The following is a 20,659-nucleotide window of genomic DNA, read 5'->3' as shown; positions in this document are numbered from 1 at the left end:
CGGTCGTATCGTCAGTTGACCAGGAATCCGCCATCGACCGGCAGCGCCACGCCATTGATCATCGAGGCGCGGTCGGAGAGCAGATAGGCGATCGTCTCGGCGACTTCGCGCGGCTCGATGAACCGGCCAAGCGGGATGCGCGCCAGCATCGGGTCGGCCTTGGCCGGGTCGCTCCAGGCCTTGACCGCCATCGGGGTCAGCGTCACGCAGGGATTGACGGCATTGACGCGGATGCCCTTGCGGCCGAGCTCGTTGGCCATCACCGTGGTCAGCCCGTCGAGCCCGCCCTTGGAGGCGCAATAGGCGGCGTGATCCTCGAAGCCGATCCAGGACGAGAGCGAGGAGACGTTGACGATCGCGCCCTTCACGCCGCGCTCGATCATGCTGCGCGCGGTTTCCTGGGCCACGACCGCCGCGGCGATCACGTTGACGTTGTAGAGATGCTGGAAGCTCTCGACCTTGGCTTCGAGGAACGGCTCCAGCGTGGTGGTGCCGGCGCAATTGACCAGCAGGTCGATCGGCTGGGCCGCGCGGGCCGCCTCGCGCGTCGCGACCGGGTCGGCGAGGTCGACGGCATAGGTCTCGCAGCCGATCTCGGCCGCCAGCGTCTCCAGATCCTTCGGATCGCGCGAAAGCGCCACGACGGTGGCGCCATATTCGGCCAGCAGCAGCGCCGTGGCGCGGCCGATGCCCTTGCCGGCGCCGGTGACCAGGATGCGCTTGCCCTTGAATTCAGTCATGGATTTCCTCCCGATATTGTTGAGCGAAACTAGCCCGAACCCCGGGGAAAAGGCCATGGGGTTGATCACTCCGGATCATCGTCCCCAGATTGTCAGCGGCTCGCAGGCGGTGAAGCCCAGCGCGAGGGATTGGGCGAGCGCTTCGCCGCGCTCATAGCCGAGGAGCGGCAGGTTTCCCGCGAGGCTGAGCGCGAAACGGAGCGCTCCTGCGCGGCATTCGCGCGCTTCATCGTCCGGGACGAAGACATTGGACCAGCCCATGGCGCTCGTGGAGCGGTTGAGCGCCGCGCCGGCAAGGATCGTGTCGCCGTGCCAGCCGCCGACCAAGGTGATGGCAGGATCCGGAAGCAGCGACGCGGCGAAAGGCGAGGGGGTGCTGGCCTCGCCCGCCCACCCGGACTGCCAGGCGTCGAAGGCTTCCGGCGTCGAGACGATCCGCCAGTCGAGACCGTTGTAGTCGCCTGCCGGTACCGGATTGCCGGGCAGGCGGGCGATCCAGCTGGCAGAGAAGAGCGGTGCGAAGCCAAGCGGGGCGAGATCGAGCGTCGCGAAGCTGTCCTTGATCGCGAAGCCGTTGCCGAGTTCGTTTGCGAGCGCGTCGAGGGCGGCGCGCTGGCCGCGGTCGTCGTCAGGGGTGAGCGTGACGGCATTGGGATAGAAGGGCGGCGCCGGATGCAGGTTGAGCCAGACGTTCGGCCGGAACTCTCCCGGACGGCCCCAGTTGCGGCACACGGCGTCGCACCATTCTGCGTTGTTGCGGGCGGCAAGGCGGACGAGATCGCTCATCCGCCCTGCATCCCCTGGCGGCCGGCTGCCGTCAAGCGTCAGTCCGGACGGCGGTTGGCGCTCTGGCGTTCGATCATCCAGCCGGGATATTCCGCCGGCAGCGCGCTGACTTCATCGAGGCGCTTCAGTTCCTCGGCTGAGAGCGTCACGCTCGTCGCGGCGAGATTGTCGTCCAGCTGTTCCACGCTCTTGGCGCCGATGATCACCGAGGTGACCACCGGCTGGTGCAGCAGCCAGGCGAGCGCGATGCGGGCGACCGAGACACCCTTGGCGTCGCCGATCTCGCGCATCACGTCGATGACGTCGAAGGCGCGGTCCTTGTTGATCGGCGGGAAGTCGAAGCTGGCGCGGCGGGCGCCGTCCGGTCCCTTGCCGTCGCGATCATACTTGCCGGACAGGAAGCCGCCGGCGAGCGGGCTCCAGACCATCAGGCCGACCTTCTGGTCCCGCAGCATCGGCGCAATGTCGCGCTCCAGGTCGCGGCCGGCGATGGTGTAATAGGCCTGCAGCGAGGCGAAGCGGGCCCAGTCCTTGTGATCGGCGATCCCCAACGCCTTCATGATCTGCCACGACGCCCAGTTGGAGACGCCGACATAGCGGACATGGCCCTGGCGGACGAGATCGTCGAGCGCCCGCACGGTTTCCTCGATTGGGGTCAGCGGATCGAAGCCGTGGATCTGGTAGAGGTCGATATAGTCGGTGCCGAGCCGCTTCAGGCTCGCCTTGACGGCGTCCATGATGTGGCCGCGCGAAGCGCCGCGATCGTTCGGGCCGGGGCCGGTCTGGCCGAGCGCCTTGGTGGCGAGCACGATGTCCGAGCGCTGGCGGCCTGAATTGACCATGGCGCGGCCGGTGACTTCCTCCGAGACGCCTTCCGAATAGACGTCGGCCGTGTCGATGAAGTTGACGCCGGCATCGAGCGCCCGGGCGACGATGCTGTCGGCGACCGACTGGTCGAGCTGGCCGATCGCCGTCCAGAAGCCGCGGCCGCCGAAGGTCATGGTGCCGAGGCAGATTTCGGAAACGAGAAGTCCGGTGCCGCCGAGTGTCTTGGTGCGCATAAGTGAGATCCGTTCTGGTGGGGGCGCCGGGGCGCCGATCGGGAGATAGGGCAGGCGGCCGGACGCGCCAGGGGCGGTCCGGCCGGGCACAGGCCTTTGCGGGGCTAGAAGCTGCCGTCCGTGGTTGCGGAAAGCGGGCGGCTCGCTTCGAGTTCGGATTGCAGCCGCTCGATCTTCGTGGCGAACACGCCGGCGGAATCGGAGCCGGCGGCATAGCGGAACAGCGGCTTCTCGCGGGCAGCGAGTTCGACGATCACGGCCGCGAGCTTGGCCGGGTCGCCCGCCTGCTGGTGGTTGCGATCGCGATAGCCGGCGCGGATCTGGGCCGAGATTTCGGCATAGTCCTCGATCGGCTTAGCGCCGAAGCGCACCGAGCTTTCGTCCAGGAAATCGGTCCGGAAGAAGCCGGGTTCGACCACCGTCACATGGATGCCGAAGGGCTCGACTTCCTGGGCCAAAGATTCCGAGAAGCCCTCGATAGCGAACTTGCTGGCGCAATAGAGCGAGCCGCCCAGCCCGCCGCGAATGCCGGCGATCGAGGAGATGTTGAAGACATGGCCGGCACGCTGCTGGCGCATGACCGGCAGGACCGCGCGGGTGACGTTGAACAGGCCGAAGACGTTGGTCGCGAACTGGCGCTCGGCGTCTTCGGGAGCCGATTCCTCGAACAGGCCGAGATGGCCATAGCCGGCATTGTTGACCAGCACGTCGATGCGGCCGAACTTCGCGATGGCGGCTTCGACGGCGGCGGTGATCGCGGCCGGGTCGGTGACGTCGAGCGCCAGCGCCAGGACGCGGTCGGCATCCGCCGCGAAGGCCGCGCGGATCTTGTCGGGGTCGCGGCCCGTGGCGACGACGCTGTCGCCGCTCTGGAGTGCCGCCTTGACGATCTCGGCGCCGATGCCGCGCGTCGAGCCGGTGACGAACCAAATCTTGCTCATGTCGAACTCCTTCGATTGCAGGACCAAGATGGGGCGCGGGGTAACGAAGCGTTACCAGGATGCTACCAGCTTCTTGCCTGATCCTCTCAGAGTGCCGATCCAGGTTGCGACCGCGCTTGCGCGATGCGAAAGCCGGATGTCTTATCGGAGCCATCATGGAAGCGATGAACGAACTCCGCGCGCTGATCGAACGGCATTGCGTCTCGACCCGTTTCGAGACGGCTATCCCGCGCGTCACCCTGCTGCGCTCCTGCACCCAGACCGGGCCGGCCCGCGTGCTCTACGAGCCGCTGTTCTGCGTCGTGGCCCAGGGCCGCAAGCAGGTGATGGTCGGCGACAAGATGCTGATCTACGACACGGCGAAATATCTGGTGGTCTCGGTCGACCTGCCGGCCAGCGGCGCCATCCTGGATGCCAGCGCCACCGAGCCCTATCTCGCCTTCAGCATGCGTCTCGACCGCGGCGCGCTGGCTTCGCTGCTGCTCGAACTGGCGAGCATCGACGATGATGGCGCGCCCTCGGCCGGCATGGCCGTCAGCCCGATCGACGCGGAATTGCTCGATCCTGTCATCCGCCTGTTACGTTTGTTGGACCGTCCCCGCGACCTGGCGATTCTATCCCCGCTGATCGAGCGCGAAATCCTCTATCGTCTGCTGACCGGGGCGCAGGGGCGCATGCTGCGGCAGATCGCGCTTTCCGACAGCCGGCTATCCTGCATCAGCCGCGCCATCGACTGGATCAAGCACAATTACAGCGAGACGATGCGCGTCGAGGCGCTGGCCGAGATCGCCGGCATGAGCGGATCGTCGTTCCATAGGCATTTCAAGGCCGTGACCTCGATGAGCCCGCTGCAGTTCCAGAAGCAGATCCGATTGCAGGAGGCTCGCCGCCTGCTGCTGGTGCAGCGCGCCGACGCCGGCAGCATCGGCTTCGCTGTCGGCTATGAGAGCCAGTCTCAGTTCAGCCGCGAATATAGCCGCCTGTTCGGCGAACCCCCGGCGCGCGACGCCGCAAGGCTGCGCGACCTCTCGGCGCTCGATCCGCAGCGCCTGTCGCAGCCCGTCTGACCCTGGCCAACGAAAAAACGGCGCGGGAGGGCCCGCGCCGTTTCCAATGAGCTTGGCTGGAAGGCCCTCTATTCCTTGACCGCGCCCGTCATAGACGAGACGTAGGAGTCGACGAAGAACGAATAGAGGATGACGACGGGAAGCGAGCCGAACAGCGCGCCTGCCATCAGCGCTCCCCATTCGAACACGTCGCCGCGCACCAGTTCCGTTAGCACGCCGACGGGGATCGTCTTGTTCTCCGACGACTGGATGAAGGTCAGCGCGTAGATGAATTCGTTCCACGACAGGGTGAAGGCGAAGATGCCGGCCGAGATCAGCCCCGGCACAGCGAGCGGCAGGATGACCCTGATCAGGATCTGCCAGCGCGTCGCCCCGTCGACCAGGGCGCTCTCCTCAAGCTCGAAGGGAATCGAGCGGAAATAGCCCATCAGCAGCCAGGTGCAGAACGGAATCAGGAAGGTCGGGTAAGTGAAGATCAGCGCCAGCTTGGTGTCGTAGATTCCGAACTGGAAGACGATGACCGCGAGCGGGATGAACAGGATCGAGGGCGGAACGAGATAGGCGAGGAAGATCAGCAACCCCGCCGGCCGCGACCCGGTGAACCGCACCCTTTCGATGGCGTAGGCCGCGAAGACGGACGCTGCGAGGGAGAGGACCGTTGACCCGAAGGCGACCAGCATCGTGTTCCAGAGCCAGCCCGGATAGGACGTTTCGAACAGCAAGTACTTGATGTGGTCCAGCGTCGGCTCGACCACCCAGAACGGGCTGTATTGCTCGTAATTGGTCAGCTGGTGGTTGGGCTTCACCGCCGTGATCGCCATCCAGTAGAATGGGAAGATCAGGACGAAGACGAAGACGGCGAGCGGGAGATAGACCGTCACGATCCGGCGGGGCAGGCGGTTCAGATAGCTCATGCCCTCCGCGTCATCGTTGAGGGACGGGTCGTTCTGTGCGGTAATTGCCATGGTTTCTCTCCTAGTCCTGACCGCCCTGCTGCCACTTCCGCCGTTGCAGGCCGAAGAAGCTGAACAGGATTGCTGCGAGCAGGAAGGGGATCATCGCGACGGCAATCGCCGCACCCTCGCCAAGCTGCCCGCCGGGGATGCCGCGCTGGAACGACAGCGTCGCCATGAGGTGGGTCGCGTTGACCGGGCCGCCCTTGGTGAGGACGTAGATCAGCTGGAAGTCTGTGAAGGTGAACAGGACCGAGAAGGTCATCACCACGGCGATGATCGGGCTCAGCAAGGGCAGCGTCACGAGACGGAAGCGCTGCCAGCTGGTGGCGCCGTCGAGCGACGCGGCCTCCTGCAGCGACGGCGAGATGGTCTGCAAGCCGGCCAGCAGCGAGATGGCGACGAACGGAATGCCGCGCCAGACATTGGCCGCGATCACCGAGATGCGGGCATTGGTGGGATCGCCGAGGAAATTGATCGGGCCATCGATCCAGCCGATCTGCATCAGCGACCAGGAGATGATCGAAAACTGCGCGTCGAAGATCCACCAGAAGGCGAGCGCGGAAAGAACCGTCGGCACGACCCAGGGCAGAAGCACGAGAGCGCGAAAGAAGGATTTGAACGGCAGGTTCTCGTTCAGGATCATCGCCAGCCAGAGGCCGAGCGCGAATTTGAGGACCGAGGCGACGAAGGTGTAGACGACCGTGTTGAAGACGGAGGTCCAGAAAACCGGGTCGTGCCAGAGATATCGATAGTTCTCCAGGCCGATGAAGACGCCGTCGCGGCCGATCTTCGCATCGGTGAAACCAAGCCAGACGCCGAGGCCGAGCGGATAGGTCAGGAAGCAGATCAGGAACGCCGCGGCCGGCAGCATGAACATCAGTCCCATCGCATTCCGGCTCTGGAACATTTCCGCGATGCGCGATGGCGGCTTTTGGGTGGGGTAGGCACTCATGGACATCTCCGCGCCCAGCAAGGAATCAGGGTGTTTCCCGCCGCTTGCGCGGCGGGAAAGGAGGGCGTCGACTAGACGCGGTAGTAGCGCTGGGCCCGGCGCTCGGCCTGGGCGATGGCGTCTTCCGGCGACATCTGGCCGGTGACGGCGGTCGCGTACATGTCGACCAGCACATAGTCGGCCATCGTCGCGGCCGAGGCGGTGCCGAGCGGGCCGGCATAGCCATTGGGACGCAGCGAGCCCGATGCCTTCGCATAGGCCGCATGGATCGGATTGCTGGTCCAGACGGGGTTGTCGGCAAAGGCCTTGAGCGGCTGGCAGCAATAGGCGCTGGCGCCTTCGATCCAGCTGTTCATGTTGTCCGGCTGGTACATGAACTGCAGATAGGCCTTGGCGGCTTCCGGGTACTTCGTGTGCTTGAAGACCGAGAGGGTCGAGGCCTGGTGCAGCTCGACGGATTCACCGACCGGGCCGATCGGCAAATTGACCGAACGCATGTCCTCGGCAATCTCCTTCATCGAAGGATCCTTGAGGGCGGCGTAATAGACCGAGACGCCGTTGGCGGTCAGCGACACCTGGCCGGCCAGGAAGGCGCGGTTGTTGTTGACGTCCTGCCAGCTTTCCGTGCCCGGGATGAAGGTCTTGTAGAGCTCCTGCGCATATTTGACCGAAGCCAGCGTCTCCGGGCTGTTGAGGACGACATTGCCCCCCTCATCGACCATCTTGCCGCCATGGCTCCACAGCAGCCAATGCGCATAGTTGTTGCCGTCGCCCACCGCCTTGCCATGCGGGAAGCCCGCCGGCGTGCCCTTCGCCTGCAGGGCCTTGCAGAGTTCGAGGAAGCCGGCCGTATCCTTCGGGAATTCGTTGAAGCCGGCCGCCTTCATGTGGCTGTCGCGATAGACGATGGCGTTGCCGATGGCGCAGAGCGGCAGGGCAATGAACTTGCCGTCGCGCTTGGCATAGCCCTCGAGGCCCGGATACCAGCCGCCATTGGCGCTGCCCAGATATTCGCCGAGTTCCGTCAGGTCGACCAGCTTGTCGGGATATTGCTGCGGGTCGTCGAACCAGCTCATCACCATGTCCGGACCCGAGCCGATATTGGCCGCGACGGCAGCCTTCGGGCGGACGTCTTCCCAGCTTTCCTTGTCGATGCGCACCGGGACGCCGGTGGCGTCGGTGAACTTTTTGGTGTTGGCGAGCCAGGCGGCTTCTTCGCCCGGAACGAACGGGACCCAGCGCAACAGCCGCAGCGACGCGCCTTCCTCCGGCTTGTAGGTCGGCGCAGCGGCCTGGGCGAATGCCGGGCTGATACCGAAGCCGCCGAGGCCCGTGGCGGCGACGAGTCCGGCGGATGTGGTCAGAAAATGGCGTCGGTTCAAAGTCATGGGGTTCCTCCTCCTCCTGCTTTTGCGGGATTTGCCTGCTAGGCAGGCAACGCCGTCCCGAAGCGGCGCGGATCTTGGGACTCTCCTAGAGGCGAAGTCCCGTGGCGGCGTTGAAGATGTGCGTCGAAGCCGTGTCGATGCCGATGTTCAGCGTCTCGCCCGGCTTGGCGGGCACGCGCTCGCGGAACACGCAGGTGACATCCGTTCCGGCGAGCTTGGCGATGATCTGCGTTTCCGAGCCGGTGGGTTCGGTGACCAGAACGGTCGCGGGGATGCCGGCGGGGTCGAGCCGCATGGCCTCCGGCCGCAGGCCATAGACGAGATCCTGGCCCTTGGCGGCCTCGATCTCCCGGTCAACGGGGAGCACGGTTCCATCGGTGGCGAAGAAGCGGCGCGGGTCGTTCGGATCGAGGCGTCCCTTGATCATGTTCATCGAGGGCGAGCCGATGAAACCGGCGACAAACAGATTGACCGGCCGATCATAGAGCTCGAGCGGCGCGCCGATCTGCTCGACGCGGCCATCCTGCATGACGACGATCTTGTCGGCCATAGTCATGGCCTCGATCTGGTCGTGCGTCACATAGACGGTCGTCGTCTTCAGGCGCTGGTGCAGTTCCTTGATTTCGGCCCGCATGGCGACGCGCAGCTTGGCGTCGAGATTGGAAAGCGGTTCATCGAACAGGAACACCTGGGGGTCCCGGACGATGGCCCGGCCCATGGCGACGCGCTGGCGCTGGCCGCCCGAGAGCTGGCGCGGGTAGCGTTCGAGCAGATGGGTCAATCCGAGGATCTCGGCGGCGGGGCGGACGCGCTCGTCGATCGTGGCCTTGCTGGCGCCCTTCAGCGTGAGCGAGAACGCCATGTTGTCGGCAACCGTCATATGCGGATAGAGCGCATAGTTCTGGAACACCATGGCAATGTCGCGTTCCTTCGGCGGCACGCGATTCACGACCTTGTCGCCGATGCGGATCTCGCCCGCGGTGATGTTTTCCAGCCCCGCCAGCATCCGCAGCAGAGTCGACTTGCCGCATCCGGACGGGCCGACCAGGATGACGAACTCGCCATCATCGATCCGGACATCGACGCCCCGGATGATGGGCTGAGCACCGAAGGACTTCTTCACATTTACGAATTCTACTGACGCCATGCACGTCCTCCCGGAATTTTATGGTTGTGCCGCCTTGGGCTGAATTTGGGCGGGGATGGTTCGAAGCCCGCCTTGGTCCCGGGCGCCGACGGCGTGTGTCCCGCAGGACGCGTTGGCTCCGCATAGGAGGGCCCGGTCACGCCCTGTGACGGACCTGCGGATGCCGCCGGAAAGGGGGCCTGCAAGGCTCCCGGCGCCTGTCGCCCTTTGCGCCCGCTATGTCCCTCACGGGGCCGAGTGCGCCGGAGCGCGGCCGAAGCGGCCAGCCAGAGGGCGAGGGGGCGTTGCGGCACACATTCTGTCGATCGCCCCGCCAACAGCCAGAAGCTTCGCGCTTCGCCGTGCCAGCGACCGTCTCATTCGTCGCACGAAAGGTAGTGGGAATTCGACCCGATGATCAAAGACAGCTTCTCCCTCTGTCTGTGAAATGCGCTCCGTGGCGCCTCTCTATTGATCCTATGAAAACTTATCCGGCGGGGTCAACCGACTGTTGGGTGTATTTCCCAAGAAGGTCCGAGTCTGTGTATTTGTTGCGATGCAACAATATGATTATTGGCCGTAACTTAATCCATAGATACTGGCAAATTATCGATAGTATTTACTGTATAGCTTCAAATGCATTTTCCCTTTCCGTAATCGGAATCCTGACCGCTGGGGAAGCGCTTGGCGGGCCTGCCGGAGACTGGATGGGGCTGCCAGCGCAGCGGGAGTTGGGGCGAGGCTGCGCGATGCCAGAAAACGCAAACGGCGCGGGGATGAGCCCGCGCCGTTTCCTGTGTCGATTGAGAAGGGTGAGGCTTATGCCATCGCCTTGGTCAGGTTCTCGCTGACCTTGTCGAGGAAGCCCGTCGTCGACAGCCACTTCTGATCCGGGCCGACGAGCAGCGCCAGATCCTTGGTCATGTCGCCGGCTTCGACCGTATCGACGCAGACCTTCTCGAGCGTCAGCGCGAACTTCGCCAGTTCGGCGTTGTCGTCGAGCTTGGCGCGATGCGCGAGGCCGCGGGTCCAGGCGAAGATCGACGCGATCGAGTTGGTCGACGTCTCCTTGCCCTGCTGGTGCTGGCGATAGTGGCGCGTCACAGTGCCGTGGGCGGCTTCCGCTTCGACGGTCTTGCCGTCGGGCGTCAGCAGCACGGAGGTCATCAGGCCGAGCGAGCCGAAGCCCTGCGCGACCGTGTCGGACTGGACGTCGCCGTCATAGTTCTTGCACGCCCACACATAGCCGCCGGACCACTTCAGGGCGGAGGCGACCATGTCGTCGATCAGCCGATGCTCGTAGGTGATGCCGGCTGCCTTGAACTCGGCTGCGAATTCGGCGTCGAACACTTCCTGGAACAGGTCCTTGAAGCGGCCGTCATAGGCCTTGAGGATGGTGTTCTTGGTCGAGAGATAAACCGGATACTTGCGCATCAGGCCGTAGTTCAGCGAGGCGCGGGCGAACTCGCGGATCGATTCGTCGAGGTTGTACATCGCCATGGCGACGCCCGCGCCCGGGAACTTGAAGACTTCCTTCTCGATGACGGTGCCGTCTTCGCCCTCGAACTTGATCGTCATGCGGCCCTTGCCGGGGACAAGGAAGTCGGTCGCCTTGTACTGGTCGCCAAAGGCATGACGGCCGACGATGATCGGCTGGGTCCAGCCGGGCACCAGGCGGGGCACGTTCTGGCAGATGATCGGCTCGCGGAAGATCACGCCGCCGAGGATGTTGCGGATGGTGCCGTTCGGCGACTTCCACATTTCCTTGAGGTTGAATTCCTTCACGCGGGCTTCGTCCGGCGTGATGGTGGCGCACTTGACGCCGACGCCGACCTTCTTGATCGCCTCGGCGGCCTCGACCGTCACCTTGTCGTTGGTGGCGTCGCGATGCTCGATGCCCAGGTCGAAATACTGGAGGTCGAGATCGAGGTAGGGGTGGATCAGCTTGTCCTTGATGTTCTGCCAGATGATCCGGGTCATCTCGTCGCCGTCGAGCTCAACGACGGGATTGGCTACCTTGATCTTCGCCATGGATGAGAACCTCGCTTCGGGGTTGGACGGCTCGGCTTGCCGGCGGAAGGAGGTCGCGGGCGGCAAGGCAGCGCCGAGGATGGTGCGGGCTCCCCTATAGCATCGCACTCAAAACGCGCAAAGGCGCGCGGGCAGGAGAATGTTGCCGCGGCGCGGGGATTCGACAGCGTCGGCGGGGCTGCGTCAGGAGACGTGCGACGGCAGCATCCGGCGTCGTTTGCCGATGGCACGCTTGATCCGGGCGTGCAGGCGACGCGGCGCGCTCAGATGCAGTTCGATATGCGCATGGACCGGCCATTTGCCGCCATGAAGCGCTTCGACGCCCTCTCGCAGCAAGGGTTTTGGAATGAACGTCGCCAGCTTGCGAATGGCCCGGCGTTCCCCGAATGTTGCGGCAAGCTGCCGGACCTGCTCGTTGAAGAACTGGTCGCGGTTCCAGTCTGCGAGGTCGCGCGCCGTCGCGAGGCCGCCCCACTGGAACAGGGCCGCCAGCGCGTTCCAGTACCGCTTTTCGCCGATCCGTACCGAGAAGTCCGCTGCGTTGGCGACGAGAACCCGGACGCCCTCCCGCATGCGGATGGATTTGTATTGCGTTGCCGGGCCAGCGTCGCTGCCCAGATGGGCGAGACTCGGCGTCGAGGCCGCGAAATTGCTGCCATGGATGCGGTAGGTCGAAAGCGGAAGATCGATGACCATCGAGCCGCCGAGAAGATGGGCGAGACGGTTATAGTGCCCGTCCGCCGAGAGCTTCGGGAGGTCGCACGCTTGGCACGCCGGCGCGAGCATGGTGAGGATGAAGCGGCGGTACATGTTCGCCGTGCCGGGGGACCATGGCCACTCCATCGGCACGGGCTGAAGCAGGCGCGTGTTCCGGTGGAGGACTCCGTAAGTTTCGTCGTCGATCGAGCGAAGGCGAGGCACGATCTCGGCCGGGCGCAGCCCAGCGGATGTCACTTCTGGTCGTGTGCCAGCGGTATTGCGCCGCCCGTTGACGATTGCGCCATCCGGTCCCGTCTCCAGGGTGGAACTGGACGTGAAGGCCACGTTGAGCCGGCTCGCCAGATGCGCCTGGATATGAACCGAGGCAAAGTTCGACAGCAGCGTGTCATCGGAGTCGACGAACGTGACGAAGTCGCCTGTCACCAGTTCCAGGCCGCGCAGGGCGCCTCCCAATGGGCCGAGATTGACGTCGGAATGGACGACGCGAAAGCGCGGGTCCGCTGCGACGTGCTTTTCGATGACCTCGTGGCTCTCATCCGTCGAGGCGTTGTCGACGATCACGACTTCGAAGTTCGGATAGTCCTGGGCGCGGATGGAATCGATCGTGCGGCCAATGTACCGGCCGTAATTCCAGTTGCGGACGATGAAGGACACTTTGGGAAGCTGTACGTCTCCGAAAGCTGCCAGCCGGGATGTCGCGACGCCGCCAATCGTCAGCTCCTCGCCGAGGTTGGCGCGGCTCGATGCTGGCAGTTCCGATGATCCGGAATCGTCCAAGCGGTCCAACATGGCTCGAATTGCGCCCTTTCGAGGTGCTCATCCCCGTTCGATTGATCGGTTTGCCTCGGCCTCATGAGCTTGCCACGGCCAAACCTGCGAATGAGTTGTACTGGTATTAACATGCTCGTCGGTGCGCAATGACTGGTTTGGAATTCGTCCAAAATAGCCGTTGAAAAGGCTGCCGCTGAGGCAGGATCACAACACTGGAAAGCATATCGGTGTCGGTAGACTGCATGGGACGCTACGACGATGTCGATTCAGCAGAGGACAGGATGTATTCGCGCCGCTTCGCGCGGCGAATCGAGCGGGTTCGATTGGTCCAGTTTAATTGCCGTGACATGTCTTGCTGCGGTGGGGTGCGGATCCCCACGCGCCAGATTCCTCCGGGGCGTCCTGCGACAGGGAAGGCCTCAGCGCGCGCGAGATCTGCCCCCTTGCTAGCTTTGGCGGCGCTTCGCCTTGCGGGCGCGAAGATGCTGGCGGAGCCTCTCGTTCATCTGTCGCAGGACCGTGGTGTGAAGCGCGAAGTGCACACGCAGCGGCAGGCCGGCTCCGTGGTGCTTCCGGAGGATCGCCAGCACGGCGGGGCGAGGCAGTTGGCTGTCCAATCGGTGAATGGCCCGCCTCTCACCAAAGGCGCGGACAAGCAACGGCAGCAGGCCGTCGGTACGCTCCGCGATTTGTGAGGGGCTTGGCACTTCGCCGGATCCCGGCGGCAGGCCGCCAAGCAACAGGGTCAAGCCGTCCCAATAGCGTTGCGCGCCAATGCGGCGGGCAAAGTCCGAACCATTGGCGGCCCAGACCCGGAGCCTGAGCCGGTGGTCGGCGACAGGTCCCCCGGCCAAGTCCTCGTCGGTTGGCTCGGGAACGGCACCTGGCAACCGTCTCGAAAGCGGCATCCCGATCCCGGCCGACCCGCCCAGCAACTGGCAGAGGGGCGCATATAGCGCGGCAGGCGAGGATGGCTGTTCCGTCGACGCGCCGGCGCCTGGATCCAGCAGATCGATGATGAAGCGCCGATACATCTGGGCCGCGTCGGGAGAGGCCGACCAGCCCAGCCTTGGCGGCTCGATCAGCGTCGTGCGCGAGGCGAGATCCGCGAAGGCGTCGTCGGCGAGGCAGGAAAGCCGCAGGACCGGCGTTTCCGGCTGCAGCCACGCAGCGGCTGGCGCGGGCGCCGGGGATGCGGGTGGCAAGCCGCCGCGTGCGGGTTCGTCCGTTGAGATCGACGAGGCGGTGAAGGCGACGTTATGACGGCTCGCGAGATGAGCCTGGATATGGACGGCGGTGAAGCTCGGCAGTGGAATTTCCGTCGCCTCGAGAAACGTGACGAACTCTCCGTCGGCAGCCGCAAGACCAAGAGACGCCCGGCTGAACCGCCCCGGATCCGTATCAACGGACACCGTCTTGAAGCGCGGATCACCGTCGATCAGGTGCTCAAGGGTTGTGCGACTGGAGGCGGTGGCGCCGGCGTCTACGAGAATTGCTTCGAAACGGGGATAGGTCTGCATCCGCATCGCTTCGATGACCCGGGCGAAATCGTCGCCGGGCTGGCGCGTGAGCACGAAGGAGACCAGAGGCAGCCGGATGGCGCCGGGAGGGGCCAGGGTCGCCTCGCCACGGTCCTGGATGGAGAAATCGGATCTATCCATGGCGTTTCCCATCCAGAGCGATCGTGTTGGGTGCGGATCGGCTGTCGCACCGCAATGCGGCCGTCATGCCGTCCGCTGCTTCCGGAAGTTCTTGCGGAACCAGCGTTCCTGCCGCTTGTTTCCCTTCTCGAACGAAGCGCGCCCGGAATCGAAATGCTGCAATTGGGGTGCGGTCACGCTCGAATTCCTGCCGTGGATCCGATAGCCGGACAGCGGCTCGTTCAGCATGATGCTCCCGCCTTCCGTGTGACAGAAGGGGGCAGCCGAGGCGTCGAGCGCGAACTTGACCTCGATCGGATCGCGGATTGCCCGCATCAGGCGCTCGATTTTCGGCCGGCGGTAGACGATCGAGGTTCCCGGATACCAGCACCAGCGCCGCTGCGTCGGCGGGATCAGAGTCACGGAAAGCCGTTGTGGCGCGTCTTGATGCGTTGTGACCGCGGTGTCGACCCAACCCGGCCGGTCCACGCCCAGTTCCTTCCACCAATGCGGCATGTTGCCGGCGACAATTGTGCCGTGCCGGTCGACCTGCAGCGTGTCACCCGTCGAGACGTCGGCGCCGTTATTCAGCAGCAGATGCGCGCGAATGTGGTGGCTGATGAAATGCGGAAACAGGAAATCGTCGGTGTCGAGGAAGGACGCGTAATCGCCGGAGACGGGATGCTGCGTCAAAATGTGGTGCGCGGCGCCGAGCTGGCCGATGTTCTGCGCCAGTTGGATGAAGCGTACCTGCGGATTCTGCTCGACGAAGGTCCTGATCAGGGCCGGGCTGTCGTCCTCGGAGCCATTGTCGAGGACGATGATTTCCAGCGCCGGGTAGTCTTGCGCCACCGCGGATCGGAGCGCCGTCAGCAGATAGGCGGCGTAGTTCCAGTTGATCGCGATGATCGTGACGAGCGGCAGCTTTTCGCCGCCGCTCACGCCGTAGATCCGGCGCCACTCGGTCTCGTTCATGCAATGATGCGTCGCGCGGCCAGGGCCAGCGCGATGTAGCTCCAGCCCGTGAAGAGCAGCGAGATGCCCGCCAGCGTGCCGGGGACCCAGAGGCCCGAGAACGGATACTGCAGCAGGATGAACAGGCCGGCCAGGAAGGCGATGATGCCGGCGGCCAGGATCCAGCCCCAGCCATCCATCGGCCGGACGCGCATCGACAGGGCGATCTGGAAGATGCCCTTGGCCATGAAGACGGAAGCGATGATCAGGGTGAGCGCGACGCTGCCGACGACGGGCGACATGTAGATCGCGATGCCGCCGATCAGCACCACGATGCCGACTACCAGCTGCCACAGGAAGCCGCCCCAGCCCTGGACGCTGAAAGACTGGAAGATCTGGACCGCGCCGGCGATGACCAGGACGACGGCGAGGAAGATCGTGACGGTGACGCTGGAGATCAGCGGCATCGCGATGGCGCAAATGCCGCCAATCACGAACACGATGCCGAGAAACAGGAACCAGCCCCACTTTTCTCGAACGCTTGTCGAGAAGCTCTTACCGGCTGTCAGATCTGCGGCCATTTTCGCGTCCTCCCCATGAACCGTCCGTGTTGCCAAGGTTGCGACTCGGTTGAGCCCTGCAACCTGCTTTGCGCAGTGCAAATATAGCGTGAGAGCTCTCTATGGGCTAGGAGAGGGCGAAATCAACATGATGCACGGACGCAATGGTCGCTTCTGAACTTCTCGTCGACGGGCCTGCCGTCATTCTCGTCGAACCGCAGCTTGGCGAGAACATCGGCACGGCCGCGCGCGCCATGGCGAATTTCGGTCTGCGCGATCTGCGCATCGTCAATCCGCGCGACGGCTGGCCGAGCGAGACCGCGCGCCGCGCCGCCAGCCGGGCCGACCATGTCTTCGACCGCATCCGCCTGTTCCAGACGGTGGAGGAAGCTGTCGCCGATCTCGGCTATCTCGTCGCGACCACGGCCCGCTCGCGCGAGCTTGCCAAGACGGTACGCGGCCCCGCCGCCGCGGCCGGCATCATGCGCGGGCATATGACCGGCGGCGTGAAGACCGGCATTCTGTTCGGGCGCGAGCGCATCGGTCTCACCAATGAGGAGATCTCGCTGGCCGACGAGATCGTGACGCTGCCGATCGATCCGCAATTCGCCTCGCTCAACATCGCCCAGGCGGTGCTGATCCTCGCTTATGAATGGCGGCGCAGCGGGCTCGAGACGGAGGAGGCGGGGCTTCGCTTCACCACGCCGAACGATAGCCGGCCGGCGACCAAGCAGGAACTGATCGGCCTGTTCGAGCATCTGGAAGGCGCGCTCGACGCGGTCACATTCTTCCGCCCGCTCGAGAAGCGGCCTGTTGTCGTGCAGACCCTGCGCGCCATGCTGCAGAAGGCGCAGTTCACCGAGGCCGATATCCGCACGCTGCGCGGCGTCGTCGCGGCGCTGGAAAACCGGCCGACCCGGCCGCGCCGTCGCGCCGATGGCACGGAAACCACGAGCCGCGAGGCCGAGGATTGACCGCCAGGCTGCTGGTCTTCGATTCGGGCATTGGCGGCCTCTCGGTTCTGCGCGAGATCCGGCGCCCATTGCCGTCCGCCGATATCACCTATGTCGCGGACGATGCCGCCTTTCCCTATGGCGACTGGGAGGCCGGTCCGCTTTCCGATCATATCGTCGCGCTGATGGGGCGGTTGATCGAGCGCTTTCGGCCGGATGCGGTGGTGATCGCTTGCAATACGGCCTCGACGCTGGTGCTGCCGCCGCTGCGGGCGCTGCATGCGATCCCCTTCATCGGCACGGTGCCCGCGATCAAACCGGCGGCCGAGCGTTCCGGCAGCCATGTCGTCGGCGTGCTGGCGACACCGGGAACGATGAAGCGCGACTATACGCGCGAACTGATCCGCAGCTTTGCTCGGGATTGCCATGTCCGGCTGGTTGGCTCGTCGGAGCTGGCGCCGCTGGCGGAAGCGGTGATGCGCGGCGATCCCGTCGACGATGCCGCCCTTCGCACCGAGATCGAGCCGGCCTTCATCGAGGTCGAGGGCCGGCGAACCGACACGATCGTGCTCGCCTGCACGCATTATCCCTTTCTGATCGATAGGCTGGAGGCCGTGGCGCCCTGGCCGGTCACCTGGATCGACCCCGCCGAGGCGATCGCGCGCCGAGTTCTATCGGTCCTGTCGTTGCCGGCCGAGCCGTCGGACGTCCCGATGGCGGAGGGGCAGGCGTTCTTGACCTCCGGCAAGGCCTGGGCGCCCGCCCAATTGCGCCTTCTGGCGCAGTTCGGCCTCACCGGCGCCGTCCTGGACTGAAACGGGCGCGGGCCTGCCGCGCCCGGTCGCTTAGCCGCGATGCGCGTCCATCAGGATCTCGAAGGAACGCTTGCGGTCGGCCGGATCGTAGAAATCCGTCGTGACAATCAACTCGTCGGCCCCGGTCTGCTCGAGCACGGCCGCGAGCTTCTGCTTCACCGTTTCCGGGCCGCCGATGATCGCCACACCGAGGTGTGAGCGGACATAGGCTTCTTCGCGTGGCTCCCAGCGGCCTTCCATGCTGTCGACCGGCGGCATCAGTACCGTCGGCTGGCCGCGCACGAGATTGACCAGGCGCTGGTACTGCGTCGTCACCTGGTAGTTCGCTTCCTCGTCGGTTTCGGCCGCGATGACCGGCAGCCCGACCATCACATAGGGCTTCGCCAGATATTCGGACGGGCGGAAGAAGTGGCGGTAGGTCTCCAGCGCCTCCATCAGCCGCTGCGGCGCGAAATGGCTGGCGAAGGAGAAGGGCAGGCCAAGCAGCGCGGCGAGTTGGGCGCTGAAGGTCGAGGATCCGAGCAGCCAGACAGGCACGTTGGAGCCTTCGCCAGGAACGGCGCGCAGCTTCTGGCCCTCGGCGGCGGGCGCGAGCAGCGCCAGGAGTTCCTGCACATTCTGCGGAAACGCGTTGTCGTCGTCCGTCATGTCGCGGCGGAGCGCCCGCATCGTCATCGGGTCGCTACCCGGCGCGCGGCCGAGACCGAGATCGATGCGGCCGGGATAGAGCGCTTCCAGCGTGCCGAACTGCTCGGCAATGACGAGCGGCGCATGGTTGGGCAGCATCACGCCGCCGGACCCGACGCGGATCGTCGACGTGCCGCCGGCGAGATAGCCGATCAGCACCGACGTCGCCGAACTGGCGATGCCGGGCATGTTGTGGTGCTCGGCCACCCAGAAGCGATTGTAGCCGAGCTTTTCGACATGGCGCGCGAGATCGAGCGAGTTGTTCAGCGCCGCGGTGACGGTCCCGTTCTGGCGAACCGGTGCGAGGTCGAGGACGGAGAGCGGAATGGGGGATGGCTGGGGCATGGATCGGTCCGGTGGGGCAAATGTGGACTCCCATGTGGGAAGCCGCGGCCGGATCGGGAAGGTCGCGGGGCGAAAATTTTTGTATTGATCGGTACATAAATCTATGCCCCTTTTCGCGGCCTCTGTGCGACGCTGAAGGCACGGCAGGCAGGCAAGGGACGTGGCGATGATCGGTTGGGGCATTCTGGGCACGGGGTTCATCTCCGATACCGTTGCGGCGGCGATCGGCGAGAGCCCGGGGTCTCGGCTTGCCGCCGTTGCCGGGCGCGAAGTCGCCCGCACCGAAGAATTCCGCGCCCGCTTCGGCGGGAACCGCGCCTATGGCGATGTCGCCGGTCTGCTCGCGGATCCGGCCGTCGACATCGTCTATGTCGGCCTGCCGAACCATCTGCACCACGGCTTCGTCGCCGAGGCGGCGGCGGCCGGCAAGGCGGTCCTCAGCGAAAAGTCGCTCTCGATCGACATGGAGAAGAGCCGCGCGTTGGTCGATGCGGTGGCGGCGAACGACGTCTTCTTCGTCGAGGGACTGATGTATCTCGCCCATCCGCTGATCGCGCGTTTCGTCGATATCCTGAGGGATGGCAGGCTCGGGACCGTGAAGTCGATCCACGCCAGCTACGCGGCCGACATCTGGCAGGTCGTCAATCCGCAAGGGCGGGGCACGCTGTACAATCTCGGCTGCTATCCGGTCTCGCTGCTGCAACTCGCGGTGCAGACCGTGGCCGGCGAGGGCGCTTTCCGGGATCGGCGCCAGACCGGTACCGGCTCGATCTCTGCCCATGACGGCAATGTGAGCGAGGCGGCGCTGGCGGTTTGTTTCGGCAACGGCATTCTGGCGACCGTCCAGACTGCCGATACCTATGGCATGCATCCGGAATTCATCGTCGTGGGCGACAAAGGCAGCCTACGCTTCCTCGACAATCCCTGGCTGCCGCAGGCTGGCACCAGCCGGCTGCTCTTCACCGGCTTCGATGGAACGGTCGAGGAAGTCCAGGTCGACAGCGATGCGGACGCTTTCCTGCACCAGGTACGCATGGTCGAGCGCAGTCTTGCCGCCGATGCGAAGGTCGCGGACCGGCCGTCGCCGAGGCCGGCGGACTCGATCGAGATCATGGAGATGCTGACCGAGTGGGAAGCGGACATCCGTCGCGTTCCGGCCTGAAGGGCCGGACTCGTTCACTCTCAAGCCTTTCCCTAGCTTCTAGACGCGGCGTGGCCGCAACCATCAGGAGATTGCAATGGACCTTCAACTGTCGAACAAGACGGCTCTGGTGACCGGCTCTACCGGCGGCATCGGGCTGGCGATTGCCAGGACCCTGGCCGAGGAAGGCGCGGCCGTCATCGTCAGCGGCCGTTCGGCCGAGTCGGTCGAGAGGACCGTTCAGGAGATTGGCGCGGCGCGCGGCATTGTCGCCGATCCCGCCACGGCCGAAGGCGCCGCCGCGCTGACCAGTGCCGTACCCTCGGTCGACATTCTCGTCAACAATCTCGGCATCTACGAAGTGAAGCCCTTCGCCGAGATCACCGACGCGGACTGGCTGCGTTTCTTCGACGTCAACGTGCTCTCCGGCATCCGGTTGGCGCGGCACTATTTCCCGGCCATGCTGGAGCGCAACTGGGGCCGCATCATCTTCGTCTCCAGCGAATCGGCGCTGCAGGTGCCGCCGGACATGATCCACTACGGCATGACCAAGACGGCGCAGCTCTCCGTGGCGCGCGGCCTGGCCGAGCTCACCAAGGGTACTGCCGTGACGGTCAATTCCGTGCTGCCGGGGCCGACGCGTTCGGCAGGAATCGGCGATTTCCTGCGTTCCGTCTTCCCGGGCAATCCCGGCAGCGAGGCGGAACTGGAGAAGGAATTCTTCCGGCAGTATCGGTCGTCGTCGCTGCTGCAGCGGATGATCGATCCCAAGGAGATCGCCGCGCTGGTCGCCTATGTCGCGAGCCCGCTCGGCGCAGCCACGAATGGCGCGGCGCTGCGGGTTGAAGGCGGCTTGCTGATGTCGGCTACCTGAGGCGGCGAACCGTCTCCGGCATTTGACTCATCCGGGCTTCTCCTCTACACCCCGGCCCATCGCGTCGGCTCGTTCGGGCCGGCGTGGTATTTCACGCACCCGCGGAAACGTTCTTCGTTTCCTGTCGGCCGGCCCAAAAGACCGGCAGAGG

Annotated in this window: 19 protein-coding genes; 5 read left to right on the top strand and 14 right to left on the bottom strand. The window is 65.0% G+C overall.

The genetic code is table 11. The features are described from left to right. Positions 1-11: 11 nt before the first annotated feature. The 4 genes from ACHMWQ_RS19365 to ACHMWQ_RS19350 form a co-directional block, all read right to left on the bottom strand. A complete protein-coding gene (locus tag ACHMWQ_RS19365) occupies positions 12-740 on the bottom strand; it encodes an SDR family oxidoreductase (RefSeq protein WP_396308714.1) in 729 nt (242 codons plus the stop codon). A gap of 75 nt (positions 741-815) precedes the next feature. After that, on the bottom strand, positions 816-1,526 hold the full coding sequence (locus tag ACHMWQ_RS19360) for a hypothetical protein (protein ID WP_396308713.1): 711 nt from the start codon (positions 1,524-1,526) through the stop codon (positions 816-818). 38 nt (positions 1,527-1,564) lie between these two features. Further along, positions 1,565-2,587: an aldo/keto reductase gene (locus ACHMWQ_RS19355; protein WP_396308712.1), complete on the bottom strand. Its 1,023-nt coding sequence runs from the start codon at positions 2,585-2,587 to the stop codon at positions 1,565-1,567. A gap of 104 nt (positions 2,588-2,691) precedes the next feature. After that, positions 2,692-3,528 (bottom strand): oxidoreductase, encoded by an 837-nt coding sequence (locus tag ACHMWQ_RS19350; RefSeq protein ID WP_396308711.1) that lies wholly within the window; start codon positions 3,526-3,528, stop codon positions 2,692-2,694. Positions 3,529-3,683: 155 nt separating this feature from the next. On the opposite strand from ACHMWQ_RS19350, the gene ACHMWQ_RS19345 reads away from it, so the two are divergent. Further along, positions 3,684-4,595: an AraC family transcriptional regulator N-terminal domain-containing protein gene (locus tag ACHMWQ_RS19345; protein WP_396308710.1), complete on the top strand. Its 912-nt coding sequence runs from the start codon at positions 3,684-3,686 to the stop codon at positions 4,593-4,595. A gap of 68 nt (positions 4,596-4,663) precedes the next feature. On the opposite strand, the gene ACHMWQ_RS19340 is transcribed toward ACHMWQ_RS19345, so the two are convergent. From ACHMWQ_RS19340 to ACHMWQ_RS19300, 9 genes are all read right to left on the bottom strand, one after another. Next, positions 4,664-5,560, bottom strand: coding sequence for a carbohydrate ABC transporter permease (locus ACHMWQ_RS19340; protein ID WP_396308709.1), 897 nt, complete (start codon positions 5,558-5,560; stop codon positions 4,664-4,666). A 10-nt stretch (positions 5,561-5,570) separates the two neighbouring features. Continuing rightward, the gene (locus ACHMWQ_RS19335; RefSeq protein ID WP_396309487.1) at positions 5,571-6,458 is read right to left on the bottom strand and encodes a carbohydrate ABC transporter permease; all 888 of its coding nucleotides are present in this window, start codon (positions 6,456-6,458) and stop codon (positions 5,571-5,573) included. A 116-nt stretch (positions 6,459-6,574) separates the two neighbouring features. Further along, positions 6,575-7,891, bottom strand: coding sequence for an ABC transporter substrate-binding protein (locus tag ACHMWQ_RS19330; RefSeq protein ID WP_396308708.1), 1,317 nt, complete (start codon positions 7,889-7,891; stop codon positions 6,575-6,577). An 85-nt stretch (positions 7,892-7,976) separates the two neighbouring features. Beyond that, on the bottom strand, positions 7,977-9,038 hold the full coding sequence (locus ACHMWQ_RS19325) for an ABC transporter ATP-binding protein (RefSeq protein WP_396308707.1): 1,062 nt from the start codon (positions 9,036-9,038) through the stop codon (positions 7,977-7,979). Positions 9,039-9,836: 798 nt separating this feature from the next. After that, entirely contained in the window at positions 9,837-11,048 is a 1,212-nt protein-coding gene (locus ACHMWQ_RS19320) for an NADP-dependent isocitrate dehydrogenase (protein ID WP_396308706.1), read from the bottom strand. Between the two features lie 183 nt (positions 11,049-11,231). Continuing rightward, positions 11,232-12,545 carry a glycosyltransferase family 2 protein gene (locus ACHMWQ_RS19315; RefSeq protein ID WP_396308705.1) on the bottom strand — a complete coding sequence of 438 codons (1,314 nt, stop codon included), beginning with the start codon at positions 12,543-12,545 and terminating at the stop codon, positions 11,232-11,234. Positions 12,546-12,985: 440 nt separating this feature from the next. Continuing rightward, positions 12,986-14,200, bottom strand: a complete 1,215-nt coding sequence (locus tag ACHMWQ_RS19310; protein ID WP_396308704.1) for a glycosyltransferase family 2 protein — start codon at positions 14,198-14,200, stop codon at positions 12,986-12,988. Between the two features lie 63 nt (positions 14,201-14,263). Further along, positions 14,264-15,154, bottom strand: a complete 891-nt coding sequence (locus tag ACHMWQ_RS19305; RefSeq protein WP_396308703.1) for a glycosyltransferase family 2 protein — start codon at positions 15,152-15,154, stop codon at positions 14,264-14,266. Next, entirely contained in the window at positions 15,151-15,714 is a 564-nt protein-coding gene (locus ACHMWQ_RS19300; RefSeq protein WP_354550258.1) for an HdeD family acid-resistance protein, read from the bottom strand. Before ACHMWQ_RS19300 ends, ACHMWQ_RS19305 begins: the two co-directional genes overlap by 4 nt. A gap of 143 nt (positions 15,715-15,857) precedes the next feature. Here ACHMWQ_RS19300 and ACHMWQ_RS19295 point away from each other — a divergent pair, with 143 nt between their 5' ends. Both ACHMWQ_RS19295 and murI read left to right on the top strand, forming a co-directional pair. Then, positions 15,858-16,667, top strand: coding sequence for an RNA methyltransferase (locus ACHMWQ_RS19295; RefSeq protein ID WP_396308702.1), 810 nt, complete (start codon positions 15,858-15,860; stop codon positions 16,665-16,667). Continuing rightward, complete coding sequence (gene murI / locus ACHMWQ_RS19290; RefSeq protein ID WP_396308701.1) at positions 16,664-17,461, top strand: glutamate racemase; 798 nt, start codon at positions 16,664-16,666, stop codon at positions 17,459-17,461. Before ACHMWQ_RS19295 ends, murI begins: the two co-directional genes overlap by 4 nt. Positions 17,462-17,491: 30 nt before the next feature. Here the strand turns inward: murI and ACHMWQ_RS19285 are convergent, their stop codons facing one another. After that, the gene (locus ACHMWQ_RS19285; RefSeq protein ID WP_396308700.1) at positions 17,492-18,493 is read right to left on the bottom strand and encodes an LLM class flavin-dependent oxidoreductase; all 1,002 of its coding nucleotides are present in this window, start codon (positions 18,491-18,493) and stop codon (positions 17,492-17,494) included. A gap of 166 nt (positions 18,494-18,659) precedes the next feature. Between ACHMWQ_RS19285 and ACHMWQ_RS19280 the strand changes: the two genes are divergently transcribed. Together ACHMWQ_RS19280 and ACHMWQ_RS19275 are read left to right on the top strand one after the other, a co-directional pair. Next, positions 18,660-19,655 (top strand): Gfo/Idh/MocA family protein, encoded by a 996-nt coding sequence (locus tag ACHMWQ_RS19280; protein WP_396309486.1) that lies wholly within the window; start codon positions 18,660-18,662, stop codon positions 19,653-19,655. A 76-nt stretch (positions 19,656-19,731) separates the two neighbouring features. Next, a complete protein-coding gene (locus ACHMWQ_RS19275; protein WP_396308699.1) occupies positions 19,732-20,508 on the top strand; it encodes an SDR family NAD(P)-dependent oxidoreductase in 777 nt (258 codons plus the stop codon). Positions 20,509-20,659 lie beyond the last annotated feature (151 nt).

It is taken from the genome of Kaistia sp. UC242_56 (assembly GCF_044452255.1).
GTDB lineage: Bacteria > Pseudomonadota > Alphaproteobacteria > Rhizobiales > Kaistiaceae > Kaistia > Kaistia defluvii_A.
Note: the sequence above shows the minus strand (reverse complement) of the source record. Positions and strands in the feature narration are given on the sequence as shown.